Genomic DNA, 16,880 nt, shown 5'->3' with positions numbered 1-16,880 from the left:
GACGTTGGTGGAACCGACGTTCGTGACCGCGCGTCGGTACCGCCATGGGAACCCATCCGGTCCGCGCATCGCGTCGACTTGCTGTGACCCGGCTGGTCAATGTCGCCCGCTACGGCAGACGGCGTGGTCTGCGAGGATTCGGTAACGGCATCGATGATGGAACCACGCTGCGAGCTCTGACCACCGACAACTGCGCCCCGCTCTGGTCGGGACGCGTCGTGCACTGGGGCGGAAGCGCCGCACCCTTCAGGGTCTGCCACCCCGGCAGCGTGCCAGCCGTGAACCCGACGAAAACCAGCTGACGGAGGGCCCGGCGGCCCCGTTCGAGCAGGCCGGGCGTGAAACCCGACCACTCGGCGGTCCACGGGGCATCCGTCCCCGAAAGCGTGGCGCTGGGCTCCTTCGGGGACTTCCAGTCCCGGTCCTGGGCACCTGGCCCGGCCAGTGGGTCCTCGCATTGGACCGCTCGCGACCTCGGCCCGCCGCCTGGCTGACGAGGTTGCGGCCAGGGGTACTGATGTCTAGGACAGCCCGGTGGCCGCGCGTGCTTCGGCCAGGGTGCTCCAGCCGGTGCCGAGCATCATCCAGCCGTCGTGGCCGGCCAGGCGGTTGATCGGATCGCGTACCTTCACCTGCCAGCTGCCGGGGCTGGTCTCGCGGGCGAGGGCGGCCTTGCCGTCGCAGGAGCCGTAGTGTCTGCCGAGTGCGGCCGGCTCAGGCTGGATCGCTTTGAGCAGGTTGTCGGAGTCCATCAAGTCGCTCCGTAAAAGGGCCACAGGTGCGCCCGGGATGGGCGCCGCTCGCGGGTCACGACCCGGGTGGCTGTTGCTCCAGTCCGATGCTACGCCGCCGTCGGCGTCCCGCCAGTGGGGAGGCCTTCCGCCATTCCCCCAGGCGTCAGCGCCGCCCACCGGGAATGGGCAAGGCGGCTCTGACCTCGGGTGTTCCGTCGCGGAGGTCGACGTCAACGGGGAGCCCGTAGACGGTTTCGATGAGGTCGGCGGCGTAGACGTCGGCCGGGGTTCCCGACGTGACGACGTTGCGCCTGGCCGCCGGAGAGCTCGTCGACGTGGCGGTCGGCGAGCGCGGTGAGGTCGAGCAGGTCGATTGTGGCTCGCCTGCCTGCCTGCCGGCGGGCGTCAGCGGGCGGGCTGGCCGGACCGGTGGTGGAGCTGAGGATCGGGCCGGACGCGGCCCAGCAGGTCGGCGACGGCGGGGTCGGCGAGGCTGTAGCGGATGATCCGGCCGTCGCGCTCGGCGAGCACGGCGTTCTGCTGGCGCAGGACCCGCAGTGCCTGGGAGACGGCGGCGTCGTTCATGCCGACGGCGGTGGCCAGATCCGAGACGGAGATCGGGCCGGCGTAGTGCACCGCGAGCAGGATGGCGAGCCGGCCCGGTTCGCCGAGCATGGCGAACCGGGCGGCCCACCGCGTCACCTCGGCGCGGTCACCGATGGCGGCGACGGCGTCGCAGGCCCGGTCGCCCTCGATGATCCGGGCCCGGTTCTGGTCGTCCAGCCGGTGCATGTGGAGATTCTCGCATCCACGTCGACCGGGCACCTGCCCGTGGCGGTTGTGCATCCGACCCTCAGACCGTGGCCCGACGAGCCGGATACCGCGCCGCCGGGCGGGATCAGCCTCCATCCGTGATGGGCGCAGCACCCGCGAAAACATCTGCATGGTCTTGCAGGTGACTCGCGTTGGTCGTACGGTTTGTCGGCCGTGGTGCTCGGGAAGCCGGTGTGACGCCGGAGCGGCCCTCGCCACTGTGATCGGGATGTCGCCGGCCAGTCCCCGCCCACCGGGGAAGTCACTGGGCGCCGAGTACCGCCGCCTGGGAAGGCGGCCGGCGACGCACCACCCGTCAGCCAGGAGACCGGCCACGGCACCCGCGAACACCGTCCACGAGGTGCTGGAAGGCGGCCTGTTCTGGCATGCGCGCACGTCTGGTGGCCCTGAGCGCCACACTCCTGCTGGTTCTCGGCGACCTCGTCGCGATCCTGCACCCGGATGCGCTGCCGGGCCACGACTTCGCCTTCTACAAGAAGATCACTTGACCGCGACCGTCCAGGCATCGCCGGCGATCCCCGCGATCTCCGGCGGCAGCCTGTCGTCCCGCCGCCCGCTGGTGCTCGCCGGGCTGGCCGTCGGCGTGGCCGTGCTGTTCCTGCTCGCGCTGGCCGTCGGCTCGGTCGCCGTCCCCCTCGACGAGACGCTGCGGGTGCTGGTCGGCGCCGAGCCCCGGGACCCCCGCTGGACGGTCGTCGTCGGCCAGATCCGGCTGCCGCGGGCCCTCACCGCGGCCCTCGCCGGGGTGGGCGGGTCGGGCGGCACCTTCACCGCGCAGGTCGCCGGCAGCGGCCGGTTCGGCGTGGTCATCGCCGGCGCGCCAATCGTGATCGCCGTCCTGCTCCGGGCGCGGGCGAGCGCCGCGGGGGTGGCCTGATGCCGGGCGCCGAAGCGGATGGGCTGCGGATGGAGGGGCTCGCGGTCGGCTACCGGGCGGCTGGCTACCGCCCGGCCGGCTTCCGGCGTCGGGCCCGCTGCGAGGTGCTGGCCGGGCACGAGGCCGACGAGCTCTCCGACGGCGAACGGCAACGGGTCATGATGGCCCGCGCCCTGGCCCAGGAACCGACGCTGGTCCTGCTCGACGAGCCGACCGCCTTCCTCGACGCACCGTCCCGCGTCGCCGTCACCGCCCTGCTGCGCCGCCTCGCCCGGGAACGAGATCTCGCGGTCGTCGTCTCCACCCACGACCTCGAGCTCTCGCTCCGCGTGGCCGACGGCGTGTGGCTCCTCGACCGGACGGGGACCCTGCACACGGGCCGCCCGGCGGAGGTGATCGCCTCCGGGGCGGTGAACACCACCTTCGACGGCGACGACCTGCGCTTTGACCCGGTGACCAGGACCTTCGAGCTGCGGGAGGCAGTGTGACGGGCCAGCCCGACATGACCGGAGCGGGGCGGCGGCCCGCCCCGGCGGTGCCGACCGCCGGGGCGGTGCCGGTCGCCGCAGCGGTGCCGGCCGCCGCAGCGGTGCCGGCCGTCACGGGAGCGTCGGCGGTGTCCGCCGCCGAGGTGGCGAGCGCCTTGCGGAGGCTCGCCGAGATCAGTCCCTACTTCGAGGCCGACATCGCGGTCGATCTCGCCGGTGCCGGCGAGGTGGGTGGGGCCGGGCCGGTGCCGGTTCGTGTCGACGAGCTCTACCGGGGCGGGGCGGCCCTGGCCGCCGCGGTCGACGGAGTGAACGAACGGCTTGGCGGCGTCGAACGACGGGTCGCCGCGTCCACCCTCGCGCTCGGCCACGCCGCCCGGCTCTGGTCGGTGGCCCTGGGCTGCTGGGCGACCGCCGGCATCGTCCCCGACCTGCCCCCACCCCGCCTCCGGGTGCAGCCGAGGCTCACCGCGCCCGTGCGGCTGATCGTGGACGAGACCGCCGGCTGGCGCGTCGAGAGCCTGGCGGACGCCGTCGACCTGCTCCGCGAGATCGTCGTCGAGGACCACCTGCGGCCCTACTTCACGGCCCTGCGGGGTGAGACCCGGCTCGCCCCGCGCCTGCTCTGGGGCAACGCCGCGTCCGCGCTGGTCGGCTCGACGCGGGTACTGGCCGCCTCCCCGCTCGTCACCCGCACGAAGGACGTTCCCCGAATGGCGGCCGCGCTGCTGGCGACACCGCCGCTCGCCGGTACGACCGTCCACGCCGTCACCTCCGACGGCGGACTGGCGGTCTCCTCGGTGGTCCGGCGGAGCTGCTGCCTGTTCTACCGGGTGCCGGGCGGCGGTACCTGCGGAGACTGCCCCCTGAGCCCGGCCGCGGAGAGGACACGACGTTGACCACCGACACCGAATACCGGGTCACCGAAGAACTCGGCAACGGCACCCTGCACGTCTTTGCGCTGCCCACCGACACCGAGACCCTGCTGTCCCTCGTCACCGAGATCTTCACCGACCACTGGCGCCAGATCGGCTTCGGCGTGATCGTCCAGGGCGCACCATTGATTGACGATGGTCATCGTTACGGGCTCCCAGTCGTCAATGTCCAACGTCATCGCGATGAACCGCGCGCGGAAACACAGGTCGGTGATCAGGGGAGCCGCACCGAATCGCCAATCCATGTGGTGGACTGGGATTACCCCGGGAGCGATGGCAGTCATGCGCGATCTTCCTTCTCGTGTTCGCTGACGGGAATCCGGATCATCCGATCCGCGCCTGGGTTCTTCGACCGCCAGTAGGCGAGCGCCCGCGCGGCCTCGCACGGCTTACAGACTGTCCTGTACTGCTGGGTACCGTCCGCGTAGCGACCCGCCTTAGCTAGCTCGCCGTGGCTGCCACAACGGCGGCATACGCCTTCACTTTCCTTCTGGTAAATAGCTTGCTCCTGTGGGGTGAGGGCATGGCGAAATGGGGGTGTGCAGTGCGATGCGTTTAAACGAGGTCTAGGCGGCGCGGGTGTCCTGACGGTCGACACCGGTAAGGACTAGCGCGATGCGGGCCTCGGTCCGTGGGGTCAGTTTCGGGGCGCGAGCGAGGGTCAGGCGCAGCCATTGATCGCGAGGCGATTCCACCTCGTCGACATCGGGTACAGCAGATTCGGGCATGCGGGAACGCCAATCCGTGAAAGATCACACGAGTAACCGGGTTCGCCGCCGCAGGACTTCGGCTAGCTGCCTTTTGGTCGGGTGGCACCCGTGCCCCACGGTCGGTCAGTGGGGGCTTTGGCGTGGCATTTGGAGGCTGTCGTCCGCGTGCTCGGCCTGTCCTTGCTCGACCTACGATGACACAAGATCAGACGGGCCTTCGGGAAGATGCCGACGTGTCCCATCCGGGGGCACGCGGCCAGGTACAGCGCGTTAAGCGGTGGCGGAGCCTGTACCCGGCACCGACAGCACGATCTCGAAGATCGGTGTGCCGCACTCTGCGACACCGGCGCGCCTACGCCGGACCGTATAACCGCGACCGCTCAGACCCTGCCGCCGCAGCATCGCCGCGTACCGCTCGACCTCGTCGTCGGCGAGGTCCTCCCCGTCACCGTGTCCAGGCGGCGCTGTACGTCGACCACGGAGCCCCGCAGGGGCGTGTCGGGGTAAGAGAAGGCCGCCCTGTCGGGGGGGGTGACAGGACGGCCGTAGACGGACCTAATCATGGGGTGTTGCGGTCAGTCAAAGCGTGATGCGGACCGTCGCAGGGGTGATGCGGAGACGGCACGGGATCGTCTAGGCGGTGCTCTCCTCATTCTGCCAGGCCACGTGGACGCGATCGGGATCGAACGGCCCGCGTCCCTGTAGACCGGGAGCGATCTCGATACGTTCGATCAACTCCGCCAGGACCACGTGACGGGCGGTCAGCCATGCCTGCCATGCCGGTGTGCCCTGCTCGGGTTCGGGCGCGTTCCACTGCCTCATGGCCTGGTTCGGGTCGAGGACTACGGCCGTTCGGCGGGTCGCGTCGATCTGCTGCTGTAGCGCGCTCAGGCGTTCGTCTAGCGCCTTGTGAAGTCGCCCGGCATGGAACTCGCCCATCTCGCCAGAGATCACCGCAGCGTCGATCTCAGCCTGTTGCCCTTCGATCCGGAGCAATGGTTGAGACCTGTGGATCGGCTGGGGAGGACGTACCTTCCCGGTGATCGAGGTTGAGGTCTCAGCCAGGCCGACGTTGACGCGTCGGTCGGGAAGGCACGCCCGTGCTCACGGTAGTACCCGAGGACAGCACGCCCGAGAACGGTCAGGCGGCCAGGCCGTCGCTGATCGATGAGATCGTGCGGGAAGGTGCGCGGCGGATGCTCGCGGCTGCGTTGGAAGCCGAGGTCGACGCCTACATCGCCGAGCTCGCCGACGAGCGCGACGACCGGGGCCGCCGGCTGGTGGTCCGTAACGGCCACGCCCAGCCCCGGCAGGTGATGACCGCCGCCGGTGCGGTCGAGGTGACCGCGCCGCGGGTCAACGACCGCAGGGTCGACCCGGACAGCGGGCAACGGCAGAGGTTCTCCTCGGCGATCCTGCCGCCGTGGTGCCGCCGCTCCCCGAAGATCGCCGAGGTGTTGCCGTTGCTCTACCTGCACGGCCTGTCCTCCGGTGACTTCGTCCCGGCGTTGGAGCAGTTCCTCGGTTCGGGTGCCGGCCTGTCCGCGTCCACGGTGACCCGGCTGACCAGCAGCTGGCAGGCCGACTACCAGACGTTCACCGCCCGGGATCTGTCCGGCGTGGACTACGTCTATATCTGGGCCGACGGCATCCACGTCAACATCCGCCTGGACGAGGACCGGCTGTGCCTGCTCGTCCTCATCGGGGTCCGCGCGGATGGCCGTAAGGAACTCGTCGCCCTCGCCGACGGCTACCGGGAGTCGACCGGCTCGTGGGCGGACCTGCTGCGTGACTGCGCGCGGCGCGGCATGTCCGCCCCCGTGCTCGCGGTCGGCGACGGCGCGCTGGGGTTCTGGGCCGCGTTGCGCGAGGTCTTCCCCGCCACGGCGGAACAGCGCTGCTGGGTCCACAAGACCGCGAACGTGCTGGCCGCGTTGCCGAAGTCGGCGCACCCCGGGGCGAAGAAGCACCTCGCGGACATCTACAACGCCGAGGACCGGGTGCACGCCGAGCGGGCCGCGAAGACGTTCACCGCCGCCTACGGGGCGAAGTTCCCCAAAGCCACCGCGAAGATCACCGATGATCTGGACGTACTACTGGCGTTCTACGACTACCTACTGGCGTTCTACGACTACCCCGCCGAACACTGGGTGCATCTACGGACCACGAACCCGATCGAGTCCACGTTCGCGACCGTCCGCCACCGCACCCGAGTCACCAAAGGCCCCGGCTCCCGGGCCGCCGGACTGGCCATGGCGTTCAAGCTCATCGACGCCGCCACCCCGGATTTCAGTCGGCTCGCCGCCTGGGACGCCCTGCGCGAACGCTACCTGGGCCTGGGCCCAGACCCACGGGACCGCTCCGGCACCGGCTTTCGCCACGGCTGAACGGACCTCCGTCGGCGGTGACGCACCTGGCGATGCCCACCCCGACTTGTAAGCGGAAATTACCAGTCGCCCCGCCCCGCGCGTACAGGGCCGATCCGGCCTGGATGTGGAACTCACTGAGTGGAAGATCCCCGCGCGTGCGGGGACGACAACTACGGGTCGGGCCTGTCCGCCCAGATCGGAGGAAGATCCCCGACGACAGGGACACGCGGCGTCCTCCAGACCTGCAGGGCTGGGCCACGAACAGCCGCAGCAGGCGGAGGTTCTGCGGGTCATGCCCTGATTCCAGCCTGACGCCCGCCACCCGCGTGCGCGGTCCCAGCAGGTCGCCTGGCTGAAGGCGGAGAAGGAATGGCCATGCACTGATGACTGGCGGAATGTCAGGTTAATAGTCGTAGGTGGCGGTGGCTGTGGTGTTGGTGCAGGAGTCCGCGTAGCTGGTGGATGGTCGTCGGGGCTGGTCGTTTCCCGCGCGGTCGACGTCCTTCTCAACGTTCATCGGAAGGTCCCCGCCCGGACCACTGGCGGCGAGGCACGGCCGTCAGGCTGGCGCGGCATGCGGCGAGGACGGGGGAGGAACGTCGATGGGACAGGGTGCTGCTGCCCCGGCACGGATGTCGGTCGGGTGAACGTTTTGCCCGGACACGACTGGTCGCGGACGGTCGGTCTGGCCGCGAAGGACAGCCGCTGTGGCCTCTCTCGGTTGGTTCTGTGCCTGCTGGCCGGGCTGGGTGTGACGGGGTCGGCGCTCATGGCGGCGACAGCCGGGCGGCTGGCGCTGCGGCCGGGTGTCGTCGCGCCGTCGCGCTGGTACGGGCTGCTCGACCCGGTGCCGTTGGACCGGCCGTCGCTGGTGCCCGCGGTCATGCTTGGCGGGGTCGCGTTGCTGGCCGCATCCTGGTGGGGGTTGTGCCGCCACGCCGCCCGGGGCTCGGTGTCGGTACGCGGGGTCGCCGCGATCGTCGCGGCGTGGGCCGTTCCGGTGATCCTCGGACCGCCGATCCTCAGCCTGGATGTGTACAGCTACACGGCGCAGGGCGTCATGCTCGCGGCTGGCCTCGATCCGTACACGGCCGGACCTGTCGCGCTCGGCGCGCATCCCGCGGTGCTGGCAGTGGACCCGGTCTGGAGGTCGGCGACCGCGCCATACGGTCCGGTCGCGCTTGCTTTCCTGCGCGCGACGACCTGGCTGGCCAGCGGCGACCTGCTGCGCGCGGTGCTCATCCAGCGAGCGGTGGCAGTGTTCGGGGTCGCCGCGATAGCGGTGTGCGTGGCCCGCATCGCGCCGGTAGACCGCCGGCCCTGGGCGGTGGCGGCGTGCGCCGGCAGCCCCATCGTGCTGTTGCAGCTCATCGGCGCCGTGCACCTGGAAGCGCTGATGATGGCGCTGGGCGCCGCCGGTCTCGCCGCGGCGGCGCGCGGCCGTGGCGTCCTCGGGCTCGTGCTGACCACAACGGCAGCGCTGGTCAAATGGCCCGCAGTCCTCATCGTCGTTGTGATGGTGGCGGGTCGGACCATCACTGCCATGGATACGGCCGGAGTCCCCGGGCCCCGGGCAGCGCCCATCCGGCGCCGGGCGGTAGTCGGAGCGGTCGCCGCCGGCCGGGATCTCACTGTCGTGGCGACGACCACCGTGCTCCTGTCGGCCCTGGTACCGCACGGGTTCGGCTGGCTACACACGGTCGGAACACCGTCGGCCGGGTTGACGCTCTATGCCCCGACGACCGGGCTCGCCGACCTACTCTCCGCGATGTCGGGTATGGACGGGTCCGCGGTGCCTTTCACGGACCTGCTCGGCCCGGTGCGGGCGGCCGGCGTCGTCGCGGCAGCGGGGGTGTTCCTCTGGCTGCTTGCGACCATCCGGGACCGCGACGTCCCGGCCACCGCGGGGCTGGCGCTGCTGTGCCTGGCCCTGCTCGGGCCCGTCCTCTACCCCTGGTACTTCGCCTGGGGTCTGGTGCCGCTGGCGATGGCCGAGGACACCCGACGGCGGCGGTTTACCGCCGTCACTGTGGTCGGATCATTCCTTGCGCTGCCCCATTGCGAGCTGCTGTTCGTCAACCACCCGCAGGTCGCCCCCTGGCTGGCCAGGCAGGGGCCGCTCATCCTGGTGATCGCGCTGATCTGCGCCACTGCTGCGTCGGTGGCGCGCCGCCGACGCAGCTTCGCAGATGCTGGTTGACCGGTGGCTCCCCGGTGCTTCTCGTAGCGATGGTGGCTAGGGCGCAGGAGATGACGGCGACGATCGCGTAGACGTGGGCGGAATTCCTGCGGCCCGCAAGCCGCTGCTGTGACCGACCGCCAGACCCACGAGTCACGGACAGAGCCAGGCCGGCATCGGTGTCGGCAACGGTCCGATCAAGCGGCAGGCGCAACCGTGGTCAGGCGAGACATCCACTCAAGGTCGCTGATTTTGACGTGGAGTTTCGCGGCGATCTGGTCGGAGGGGATTCCGGCGGCCAGGGATGCGCGGATCGCGTCGCTGCGCAGGTCTCGCAGGGCGAGTCGGTGGGGGTGGGGTGTCCACATCAGTTCGTCGGCAAGCGACGCCCTGTCGAGGGGATCGGGCGTGTTCTCGACCTGCTCGTAGGACATCACCCTCACATAGTTGCCGGATATCAGAATTTAGGCAACGGGAGGATGAAACTCTTCCGGCTTGATCAGATAGGCGTGACCGTGCGGGCACCGCGTACGCGAGACGCGGCGAGCGGGGCCCGCTGTGTGCCGGCCAGCCCGCGAGGGCCGGACCTCGCATCCGAATGATGCCCAGGAGGCCGGGCGCCGCCCGAGCCAAGCGGATCACCGCCCGTTCCTCCGGGGTGATGTCGCTGGCTGGACCCTGGGTGAGGGCAACGCGCCAGCGTGGTCCCCACGTAGTCTGCGCATCGGTCCCGTCGGAAGGGATCGTCGAGATTCGCGGAGGCGAGGACGACGTTAGAAGACCCAGCGACAGGCCGTTGCCCACGCCGTCTCCTCACCGAACTGGCCGCGTTGCAACGTGCCCAGCCGGGCGGCCGTTACCTGTCCCGCATCGTGTTTGACGGGACTATCGCCGAGCTTCATCTGCGCACGCCGGACGGAGCGCAGCGCGCCCGCGTACCACTGACCGCGGACCGGACGGCCTGCCACATCCTTCTCGCCGGATCCCGATACCTGACCGCACGTCCGGCCTGCCCCCGCAGGCAACTGTCGGTCGAGGAGACAGCACCCGGACGGTTGCAGTACGCCGATCTTCTTGACGACCTTGGACTGCACGCCGACAGCCTGGCCTCCCGCGGTCGCCTCCTGCGTTACTCCCAGATCGGTTTCGACGGTGTCGTGGCCGACGTGGCCGTCGTCAACATCCAGAACCCTCAAGACACGTACCGGTCGATCTTCAACGTCACGCACAGCTCCGGCCCGCCGATCAACGTCCCGCGCGCCATCGCCGCGTGGATCGCTGACGGCCGCGGCCTCCCCGGGCCCGATGGTGTTCTCGCATGCGCCGTCATGGCCCGGCGACGCCCCACCTGACCTCCACGCCCACCCCAGTCGCAGGCAGATGGACCCTCGGGAGTAGGCCTACGTCCCTCTCGAGGGGACGGAAACTGCCGCGGTGTGAGGAACGCCCTGATCGTCTGCGGATGAATGGTGACGCTCAAGCGTGTCACCTAGAGTTACCGAGCATGGTGCTGTCTGACGTGACGCTTGCGATCCTGGACGACGGGCCCTTCCGGGGCGGCACCTTCGTGGTCCGCCCTGGCCAGACGCTCACCTTCGGTACGTCGTGGCTCAACCCGCACACGGTGGTGTACCGGCCCACCGGCGAGGTCATCGAGACCGCGGAAGGCGCGGCGGTAGTCCTACGCTGCGAGGTGATCCACGAGCCGTCACGGGCGGCGACCGATGAGCGCAACCCTCGGATGATCGAAACGTGAGAAGCCTCGGTCCCCCCGCGGCCGATCTCTGAACGCTGTGGGGCTCCCAGAATCCGGGTTTCGGCCGGTGAGCTGGTCTTTTGTGGTTGACGTGATCGTCGTGGGAGTCGTCAAGCGGCGTTGCGGTACTCATTGATCAGCACGCCGAGGATGCGTTTGTGGCGGACGGTGGAACCCGAGGTCGGGGCGCACGCGATCCGCGCTTCCCTGGACGCCGGAATCCCCTCCGATCAGATCGCCGCGAAACTCCACGTCAAGATCAGTGACCTGGAGTGGATGTCTCGCCTGACCACGGTTGCGCCTGCTGCTTGATCGGACCGTTGTCGACGTCGGCCTGGCTCTGTCCGTGACTCGTGGGTCCGGCGGTCGGTGCAGAGACGGCTGGCGGGCCGCAGGTGCAGGCCCGAGAACGATCAGGGGATGCAAAAGGCGATCCGCGAGTGGGGTGACCGTTCGGACGCGGCAGGTCCGGGCTCGTAGAACGCGACGCATTGGGTCGCGCCGACGAGCCGTGTCGGCGTCGCTGCCTGCGGTGTCCCTCGCGCGGTCAGCGACCGCAGGCTGTCCGGTCCCGGCCAGGTCTTTTGTCTCCGGCGTGGTGGATGATCACGAAGCTGGGCATAGCCTCTTGGGCGGCCGGTTGGGACGGCAGGCCGAACAATGGCTGCCTCACAGCTTTGAGTTGCCTATTCGACTGTGCTCGACGCGACGTGAATGGCGCAGGTTGCGGCCGGCGATCGCTTCATCATCATCAGCCGGCGATCTGTGGTCGGCGTGCGCTCTGCCGGGGCTGGGTACCTCGTGTTTCGTTCGCATCGCAGGGTTGTCCACGATGGCGCGATGACGTTGGAGACAGCGCAGCTCAGCCTGGCCGGCACGGGTGAAGGCAGGGGCGGGCGGGCGAGTCGCGAACGGTTCCGGTGACCGTGGCGGCTCCCGCAGCCGGTGACACTCTGCGGGGCGGTGTCGTGATGATCGGGGACGCGCGGCGTCTCGGAGCACCCCACGGGTGAAGCCACTTCAAGCTGTCCTCAAGGGGCCGAACGAAACCGCCATAGCCAGCCGTAACATAATTGGCGTGCTGCGGACGGTGTGCGTTTAGCTTTCCCTGCGGGCGGCCTCAGCCTGGGATTCCTGCACGGATGATGACGCTGCGGGGCGGCTGCGCTGGGCGACGTAGGTGCCGGCGGCGATCGCCGCCGCGACCGGCCATTCGATGATCTCTGCGACGGCGAGTCCGCCTAGGCCGAGGTAGTAGACGGCCTTGCCCGGTGACGGTGGTTGCATGCCCGCTCCTCGTCCGATCTCGAACCGGCTGGTGAGCAACGGCAGCCGCACGGTCATTCCTCGGGTGCCGGCCGGCGGGGCTAGCGGCGCGCTCTCGGCCTGTCGCTGGCCGCCTGCCGCGCGCATCTCTTCTTTGTCTCGATGTTCCCGTGTTGTGGTGTATGTCTTTACTGCCATGACCCTCATCTCCTTATGACCACTCGATATCCCCCCGTTGTCGGCACGCAAACCGGCGGCCGCGGATGCGAGGCGGCGTTGGCCTAGAGTGAAGCCGGCTCACCGGGAGGTGAGGGGATCGGCGGGACGTCTCGTGGTGGGGCTGATGGCGGGGTGCTGTCGACAGGACCGCTGCGCGGATCGTCATGATGATGGCCGCGCTGAGTCGGTGCCGGGTGGGCGTCTAGGGGGTGTGCGGTCCGGCGGTGCGTGTCGGGGTGTGTGCTGCGTAGGCGTTCGTAGGCCCAGGCAGTGAGGGTGGCGGCGGTGGCGCAGGTCAGCGCGGTCGTCCAGCCGAGCGGTCCGATGGGTCGGCAGTCGAACAGACTGCTGATGACCGGTGTCTGCACCACCGCGGCGAGCAGCGCGGCGCTGCCGAACGCCGTCAGCATGACCAACCGGTCCGGTCCGGCCAGGGTGAGCGTCTGTCCCAGTTGGGTGCCGACCAGCGCGAGCAGGCCGATGGTCGAGGCCCGCCGGGGTGTGCCGGTGAATCGGCCGAGGGTCCAGGCTGCGGTTGCGCCCAGGGCGGTCGTTAGGCCGCGTACGATCACGGTCCGCCGCAGCGCCCCTGCGGCCGCCGATGGGCGTGCCTCGTCCAGGCCGACCTCGCGGCCACCTTCCGGCACTGGACAGCGAGAGGCGTCTGGTTGTGCGAGGGAGCGATCGCGCACGGCGAGCGCCATCGCGGGTGCCATGTCGGTCATCAAGTTCACCAGCAGGAGCTGGCGGGGGCTGAGTGGCGCGGTGCCGGCTAGTGCGGTGCCGGCCAGGGTGAACGCGATCTCGCCGGCGTTCCCGCCGACGAGCACGGAGATCGCGTCGGTGACCGCTTGCCACATGTGGCGGCCGGCGAGGACGGCGTCGGCGAGACGGGTGACGTCGGCGTCGGTGAGGAGCAGGTCGGCGGCGCCGGTCGCGGCGGCCGAGCCGCGGTGCTGCACGGCGACTCCGACATCGGCGGTGCGGATCGCGGCCGCGTCGTTGGTGCCGTCGCCGGTCATCGCTACCACGTGGCCGGCGTGTTGTAGCGTGGCGACGAGGCGGACCTTCTGTTCGGGTGACATGCGGGCGAAGACCGCGGCTGACGAGATCCGGCGGGTGTAGTCGTCTTCGCTGAGGTGTTGCAGGTCCGTGCCGGTGACGACCGTATGCGCGGCGGGGACGCCGACCTCCTGCGCGATGACGCTGGCCGTAGTGGGGTGGTCCCCGGTGACGACCAGGACCCGCAGGCCGGCGTCGGTGAGGCGGGTCACCGCGTCGGCGGCCGTGGGGCGGAGGGTGTCGGCGAGGCCGACGAAGCCCGCGAGGAGCAGTCCGTTCACGTCCGAGTCGGGGATGGCCTGGTTGCCGTTGCGGGGAAGCGGGATGAGGCCGGCGGTGGTGGCGGGCCTGGCCGCATGGGCGACGGCCAATACCCGAAGGCCGTCGCGGGCGAGCCGCTCGGCGGCTTCGCGGGCGGCGTGTCGGGCCGGTTCGGTGAGGTGGCAGCGGTCGAGCAGGACCTCAGGCGCGCCCTTGACGGCCAGTACCGTTCCGTTCTCGGCGCGTAGCAGTGTGGCTGCGTAGCCGCGGGAGGTCTCGAACGGCATCTCCGCCAGCCTGTCCCCGAGGGGTGGCGAGCTTGCGGCGGCGAGTACGGCCCTGTCGGTGGCGTGGACGACGGTCCCGTCGGGACTGGGGCACGCGGCGGCGGCGAGGCGCAGCAGGTCGGCGGTGTTCGGGGCCTGCGGGGGAAGACGGCACCACCGGTCGTCGTCGGGCACGGCCACCTCGCGCAGCACCAGACGGCCTTCGGTGAGGGTGCCGGTCTTGTCGAAGCAGACAACGTCGGTGCGGCCGAGTGCCTCCACTACCCGGGAAGAGCGGACCATGACGCCCTGGCGGGCGAGCCGGCGGGCCGCGGCGGCCTGTGCGACGGTCGCGACCAGCGGCAGCCCCTCGGGCACGGCCGCGACCGCGACGGCAACTCCGGAGCCGACTGCCGTGCGCGCGGAACTGCCGCGCAGCCAGCCGAGCCCGGCGACGGCGAGCCCACACAGGCCGGTCAGCGGCAACGCCACCCGGGTGAGGCCTGCGAGCTGTGCCTGCACGCCGACGGGCGCACCACAGCCGACGGTGGCCAGGGCGGCCCGCCCGGCAACTGTCGCCGGCCCGGTCGCCACGACCACGGCTCGGCCGGATCCGGCCAGCACGGTCGTGCCCTCGTAGAGCATGCAGCGCCGGTCGGCGAAGTCCGCCACCGGCGCCGGGTCGGTGTCCTTGGTCACCGGGATCGACTCGCCGGTCATCGTCGCCTCGTCGACCTCGAGGGCGTCCGCGGTGAGCAGCCGGGCGTCGGCCGGCACGACGTCCGCCGCGTGGACGTCGACCAGGTCGCCGACGGCGAGCTGGTCGGCCGTTACCAGTGCGGTGCCGTCGGTGGTGACGAGCCGGCCGAGCGGGATGTGGTGGGCTACAAGCCCGCGCAGCGCCGTTTCGGCGCGGGCCCGTTGCGCGCCGCTGAGCAGCGCGTTGGTGAACGACACCCCGGCGACCAGCGCCGCGTCCACGCTCGACCCGAGAACCGCGCTGGCAGCCGCCCCGACCATCAGCACCGGGATCAGCGGGTCATGCAGGTCCGCGACGACGGCCGCGACCAACCGGCGGACACCGCCGATCCTCCCATCAGCCCGGCCTGCCACCCGCCCAGCCAGGCCCTGCCGCATCCGCTCGGGTTGGGAAGGCTCACCGTCCGGCAACGACAGCTGGCAGGGCACGGCATCGAGACGTCGCTGGACTGTCTCGGTGGACAGCGCATGCCAGTCGGTGTGCCTGACAGAGACCGGCAGGTCGTGCCGGTCGGCTCGGACCGCGGCCATCGTGCCGGCGATCATCGATAGCATCGCCGCGGCGGTGACCGGGCCACCGGCGAGCGCGACCCAGCGGTTCGCCGGCCGGCGGGCACCGGCGATCGATGTCAATGTGGCGAGCGTGCTGGCGGAGACGGCGAGCGTCGCACTACGGCGGCTGGCCAGCCGGGCCGCCGGGGGCAGCTGCAGCACTCGCCACACGTCCGCCAGCTCCGGTCCGCCGACCAGGTCGGCGGACCACGGCGGACGTGTGGCCGGCCGCAGCCGCCCGACACCCACGTCGGCGCGGAACAACGCGTCCGGATCGCCGTCAGCGACCGCGAGCACCACGGCCCCCTCAGCCTGCAGCCGCCCGATCTGCGCCGCCAGGCCGTCCACCGGCTCGGTGGCTATCTCGGTGTCGATGAAACCGGCGACATCCGCGGTACTGGCATGTGCGGTCATCAGCAGCCGCCCGCAGCCACGGGCCGCGCGCAGCACCGCCTCGGCATGCCCATCGAGCTCGGCGCCGACGAGCCCGGTCACCCGGCTGCCGGCGCGCACCAGCGCTACCGGCAGGCCGGCAGAGTCGGCGGCGGCCCGCAGACCCGCGGGGTGGGCGGCGACCAGCCGGTCAATCCCGTCGATGGCGATCGGCTCGCCGGGCCGGAAACAGTGGCGCGGGCAGGTCCCCTCGAGCAGGGCGTCGATGCGGGTCCAGGCGTCCGCGTCGGGCGCGGCGAGCACCCGGCAGGCATCCCCCAACAGCACTGGCGCCGAGACCACCACCGTGTCGACCCGGTCGAGGCGACGCAGGCAGCTGCCGTCCAGCACGACGATCCCCCGCGCCGCCAGCCGGCGCGTCGCGGCCGCGGCGAACACCTCACGGCCCAACCTGGCGGGCCGCGGCGCCAGGGCCATGATGATCTGCCCGGCCTGAGTCGGGGACCGGCTCGCCGCCAGAGTCAGCGACCCGGCCGCCAAACCGGCCAACGCCAGCCGCTCGCAGACCCGCTCCACCGGACCGGCCGGCAACGGCCGGGCCCTGCGCACGGTGGCGACGGTGGACAGCTCACCGGGCCACCCGGACCGGGTCTCGGCCGCGTGCCGGGTGGCGTGGGTCAGCTCGGGTTCCCTCCGGGTGAACACCGCCGTGGCGGCGCGCAACTCGCCCAGCCGGGCCAGCCGGGCCACCACACTCGTGGCCACCAGATCAGGGCTGCAGGTCAACGCACCCACCCCGGCGGTCGCCAACCCCAGGACCAGATCCGTCCCGGTGGCACCCAGCCGGCCGACCAGCGCCGCGCGTACCTGCGGCTGATGGTCGACGAGAGCGAGCAGCGCGCCCGAGGCCCGGGGCAGCACCGGCAGCCGGGTAAGCCGGCCGACAACGGCGATCCCCAACGCGCCGACCTCCACACCCAGCGCGATCACCTCGGCGACCAGCGGCTCCCCGTCAGCCGGATAACGCTGCTCGGTTGGCCGGTCGCTCCTGCCCGCCCCATCGGCCGGATTGCCGTCCGTCGCGTGCAGCTCCGCTTCGGTCTCCTCAATGACAGCAACAACATCGGCGAGATCGACGACCTGTTCATCGAAGCTGACCAGCACCCGCCCGACAGCCTCATCGACCTCGACCCAGTCCACCCCCTCCAAACCACGCAGCG

The 16,880-nt window shown here is 70.9% G+C and carries 15 protein-coding genes and 1 riboswitch; of the genes, 9 read left to right on the top strand and 6 right to left on the bottom strand.

Annotated features, from left to right (window positions below; all coding sequences use genetic code 11):
- Nucleotides 1–521 precede the first annotated feature (521 nt).
- Nucleotides 522–752 carry a hypothetical protein gene (locus AC559T_RS24610; protein WP_071062883.1) on the bottom strand — a complete coding sequence of 77 codons (231 nt, stop codon included), beginning with the start codon at nucleotides 750–752 and terminating at the stop codon, nucleotides 522–524.
- A gap of 387 nt (nucleotides 753–1,139) precedes the next feature.
- On the bottom strand, nucleotides 1,140–1,526 hold the full coding sequence (locus AC559T_RS24605) for an ArsR/SmtB family transcription factor (RefSeq protein ID WP_498870240.1): 387 nt from the start codon (nucleotides 1,524–1,526) through the stop codon (nucleotides 1,140–1,142).
- Nucleotides 1,527–1,705: 179 nt separating this feature from the next.
- Nucleotides 1,706–1,898, top strand: a riboswitch (cobalamin riboswitch).
- Nucleotides 1,899–1,933: 35 nt separating this feature from the next.
- On the opposite strand from AC559T_RS24605, the gene AC559T_RS24600 reads away from it, so the two are divergent.
- The 5 genes from AC559T_RS24600 to AC559T_RS24580 are packed head-to-tail and all read left to right on the top strand — an operon-like array spanning nucleotide 1,934 to nucleotide 4,230.
- Nucleotides 1,934–2,056, top strand: coding sequence for a hypothetical protein (locus tag AC559T_RS24600; protein ID WP_498870239.1), 123 nt, complete (start codon nucleotides 1,934–1,936; stop codon nucleotides 2,054–2,056).
- Entirely contained in the window at nucleotides 2,053–2,445 is a 393-nt protein-coding gene (locus tag AC559T_RS24595) for a hypothetical protein (RefSeq protein WP_498870238.1), read from the top strand. The genes AC559T_RS24600 and AC559T_RS24595 overlap by 4 nt, the downstream gene beginning before the upstream one ends.
- Nucleotides 2,445–2,933, top strand: coding sequence for an ATP-binding cassette domain-containing protein (locus AC559T_RS24590; protein WP_498870237.1), 489 nt, complete (start codon nucleotides 2,445–2,447; stop codon nucleotides 2,931–2,933). The genes AC559T_RS24595 and AC559T_RS24590 overlap by 1 nt, the downstream gene beginning before the upstream one ends.
- Entirely contained in the window at nucleotides 2,930–3,832 is a 903-nt protein-coding gene (locus AC559T_RS24585) for a (2Fe-2S)-binding protein (protein WP_498870236.1), read from the top strand. Before AC559T_RS24590 ends, AC559T_RS24585 begins: the two co-directional genes overlap by 4 nt.
- Complete coding sequence (locus tag AC559T_RS24580) at nucleotides 3,829–4,230, top strand: DUF7676 family protein (protein WP_498870235.1); 402 nt, start codon at nucleotides 3,829–3,831, stop codon at nucleotides 4,228–4,230. The genes AC559T_RS24585 and AC559T_RS24580 overlap by 4 nt, the downstream gene beginning before the upstream one ends.
- Before the next feature lie 981 nt (nucleotides 4,231–5,211).
- Here the strand turns inward: AC559T_RS24580 and AC559T_RS24575 are convergent.
- On the bottom strand, nucleotides 5,212–5,574 hold the full coding sequence (locus AC559T_RS24575; RefSeq protein WP_498870234.1) for a hypothetical protein: 363 nt from the start codon (nucleotides 5,572–5,574) through the stop codon (nucleotides 5,212–5,214).
- A 104-nt stretch (nucleotides 5,575–5,678) separates the two neighbouring features.
- Between AC559T_RS24575 and AC559T_RS24570 the strand changes: the two genes are divergently transcribed.
- Complete coding sequence (locus AC559T_RS24570) at nucleotides 5,679–6,965, top strand: IS256 family transposase (RefSeq protein WP_498870233.1); 1,287 nt, start codon at nucleotides 5,679–5,681, stop codon at nucleotides 6,963–6,965.
- 625 nt (nucleotides 6,966–7,590) lie between these two features.
- Nucleotides 7,591–9,147: a polyprenol phosphomannose-dependent alpha 1,6 mannosyltransferase MptB gene (gene mptB, locus AC559T_RS24565; RefSeq protein WP_498870232.1), complete on the top strand. Its 1,557-nt coding sequence runs from the start codon at nucleotides 7,591–7,593 to the stop codon at nucleotides 9,145–9,147.
- Between the two features lie 176 nt (nucleotides 9,148–9,323).
- Here the strand turns inward: mptB and AC559T_RS24560 are convergent, their stop codons facing one another.
- Nucleotides 9,324–9,563 (bottom strand): hypothetical protein, encoded by a 240-nt coding sequence (locus AC559T_RS24560; protein ID WP_498870231.1) that lies wholly within the window; start codon nucleotides 9,561–9,563, stop codon nucleotides 9,324–9,326.
- A 435-nt stretch (nucleotides 9,564–9,998) separates the two neighbouring features.
- Between AC559T_RS24560 and AC559T_RS24555 the strand changes: the two genes are divergently transcribed.
- Nucleotides 9,999–10,478, top strand: a complete 480-nt coding sequence (locus AC559T_RS24555; protein ID WP_498870230.1) for a hypothetical protein — start codon at nucleotides 9,999–10,001, stop codon at nucleotides 10,476–10,478.
- 152 nt (nucleotides 10,479–10,630) lie between these two features.
- Nucleotides 10,631–10,882: a hypothetical protein gene (locus tag AC559T_RS24550; RefSeq protein WP_368955809.1), complete on the top strand. Its 252-nt coding sequence runs from the start codon at nucleotides 10,631–10,633 to the stop codon at nucleotides 10,880–10,882.
- Nucleotides 10,883–11,980: 1,098 nt separating this feature from the next.
- On the opposite strand, the gene AC559T_RS24545 is transcribed toward AC559T_RS24550, so the two are convergent.
- Entirely contained in the window at nucleotides 11,981–12,346 is a 366-nt protein-coding gene (locus AC559T_RS24545; RefSeq protein ID WP_498870229.1) for a hypothetical protein, read from the bottom strand.
- Between the two features lie 83 nt (nucleotides 12,347–12,429).
- On the bottom strand, nucleotides 12,430–16,860 hold the full coding sequence (locus tag AC559T_RS24540) for a cation-translocating P-type ATPase (RefSeq protein ID WP_498870228.1): 4,431 nt from the start codon (nucleotides 16,858–16,860) through the stop codon (nucleotides 12,430–12,432).
- Nucleotides 16,861–16,880: the final 20 nt, after the last annotated feature.

Source organism: Frankia sp. Hr75.2 (genome assembly GCF_949319125.1).
Classification (GTDB): Bacteria; Actinomycetota; Actinomycetes; order Frankiales; family Frankiaceae; genus Parafrankia; species Parafrankia soli.
Note: the sequence above shows the minus strand (reverse complement) of the source record. Positions and strands in the feature narration are given on the sequence as shown.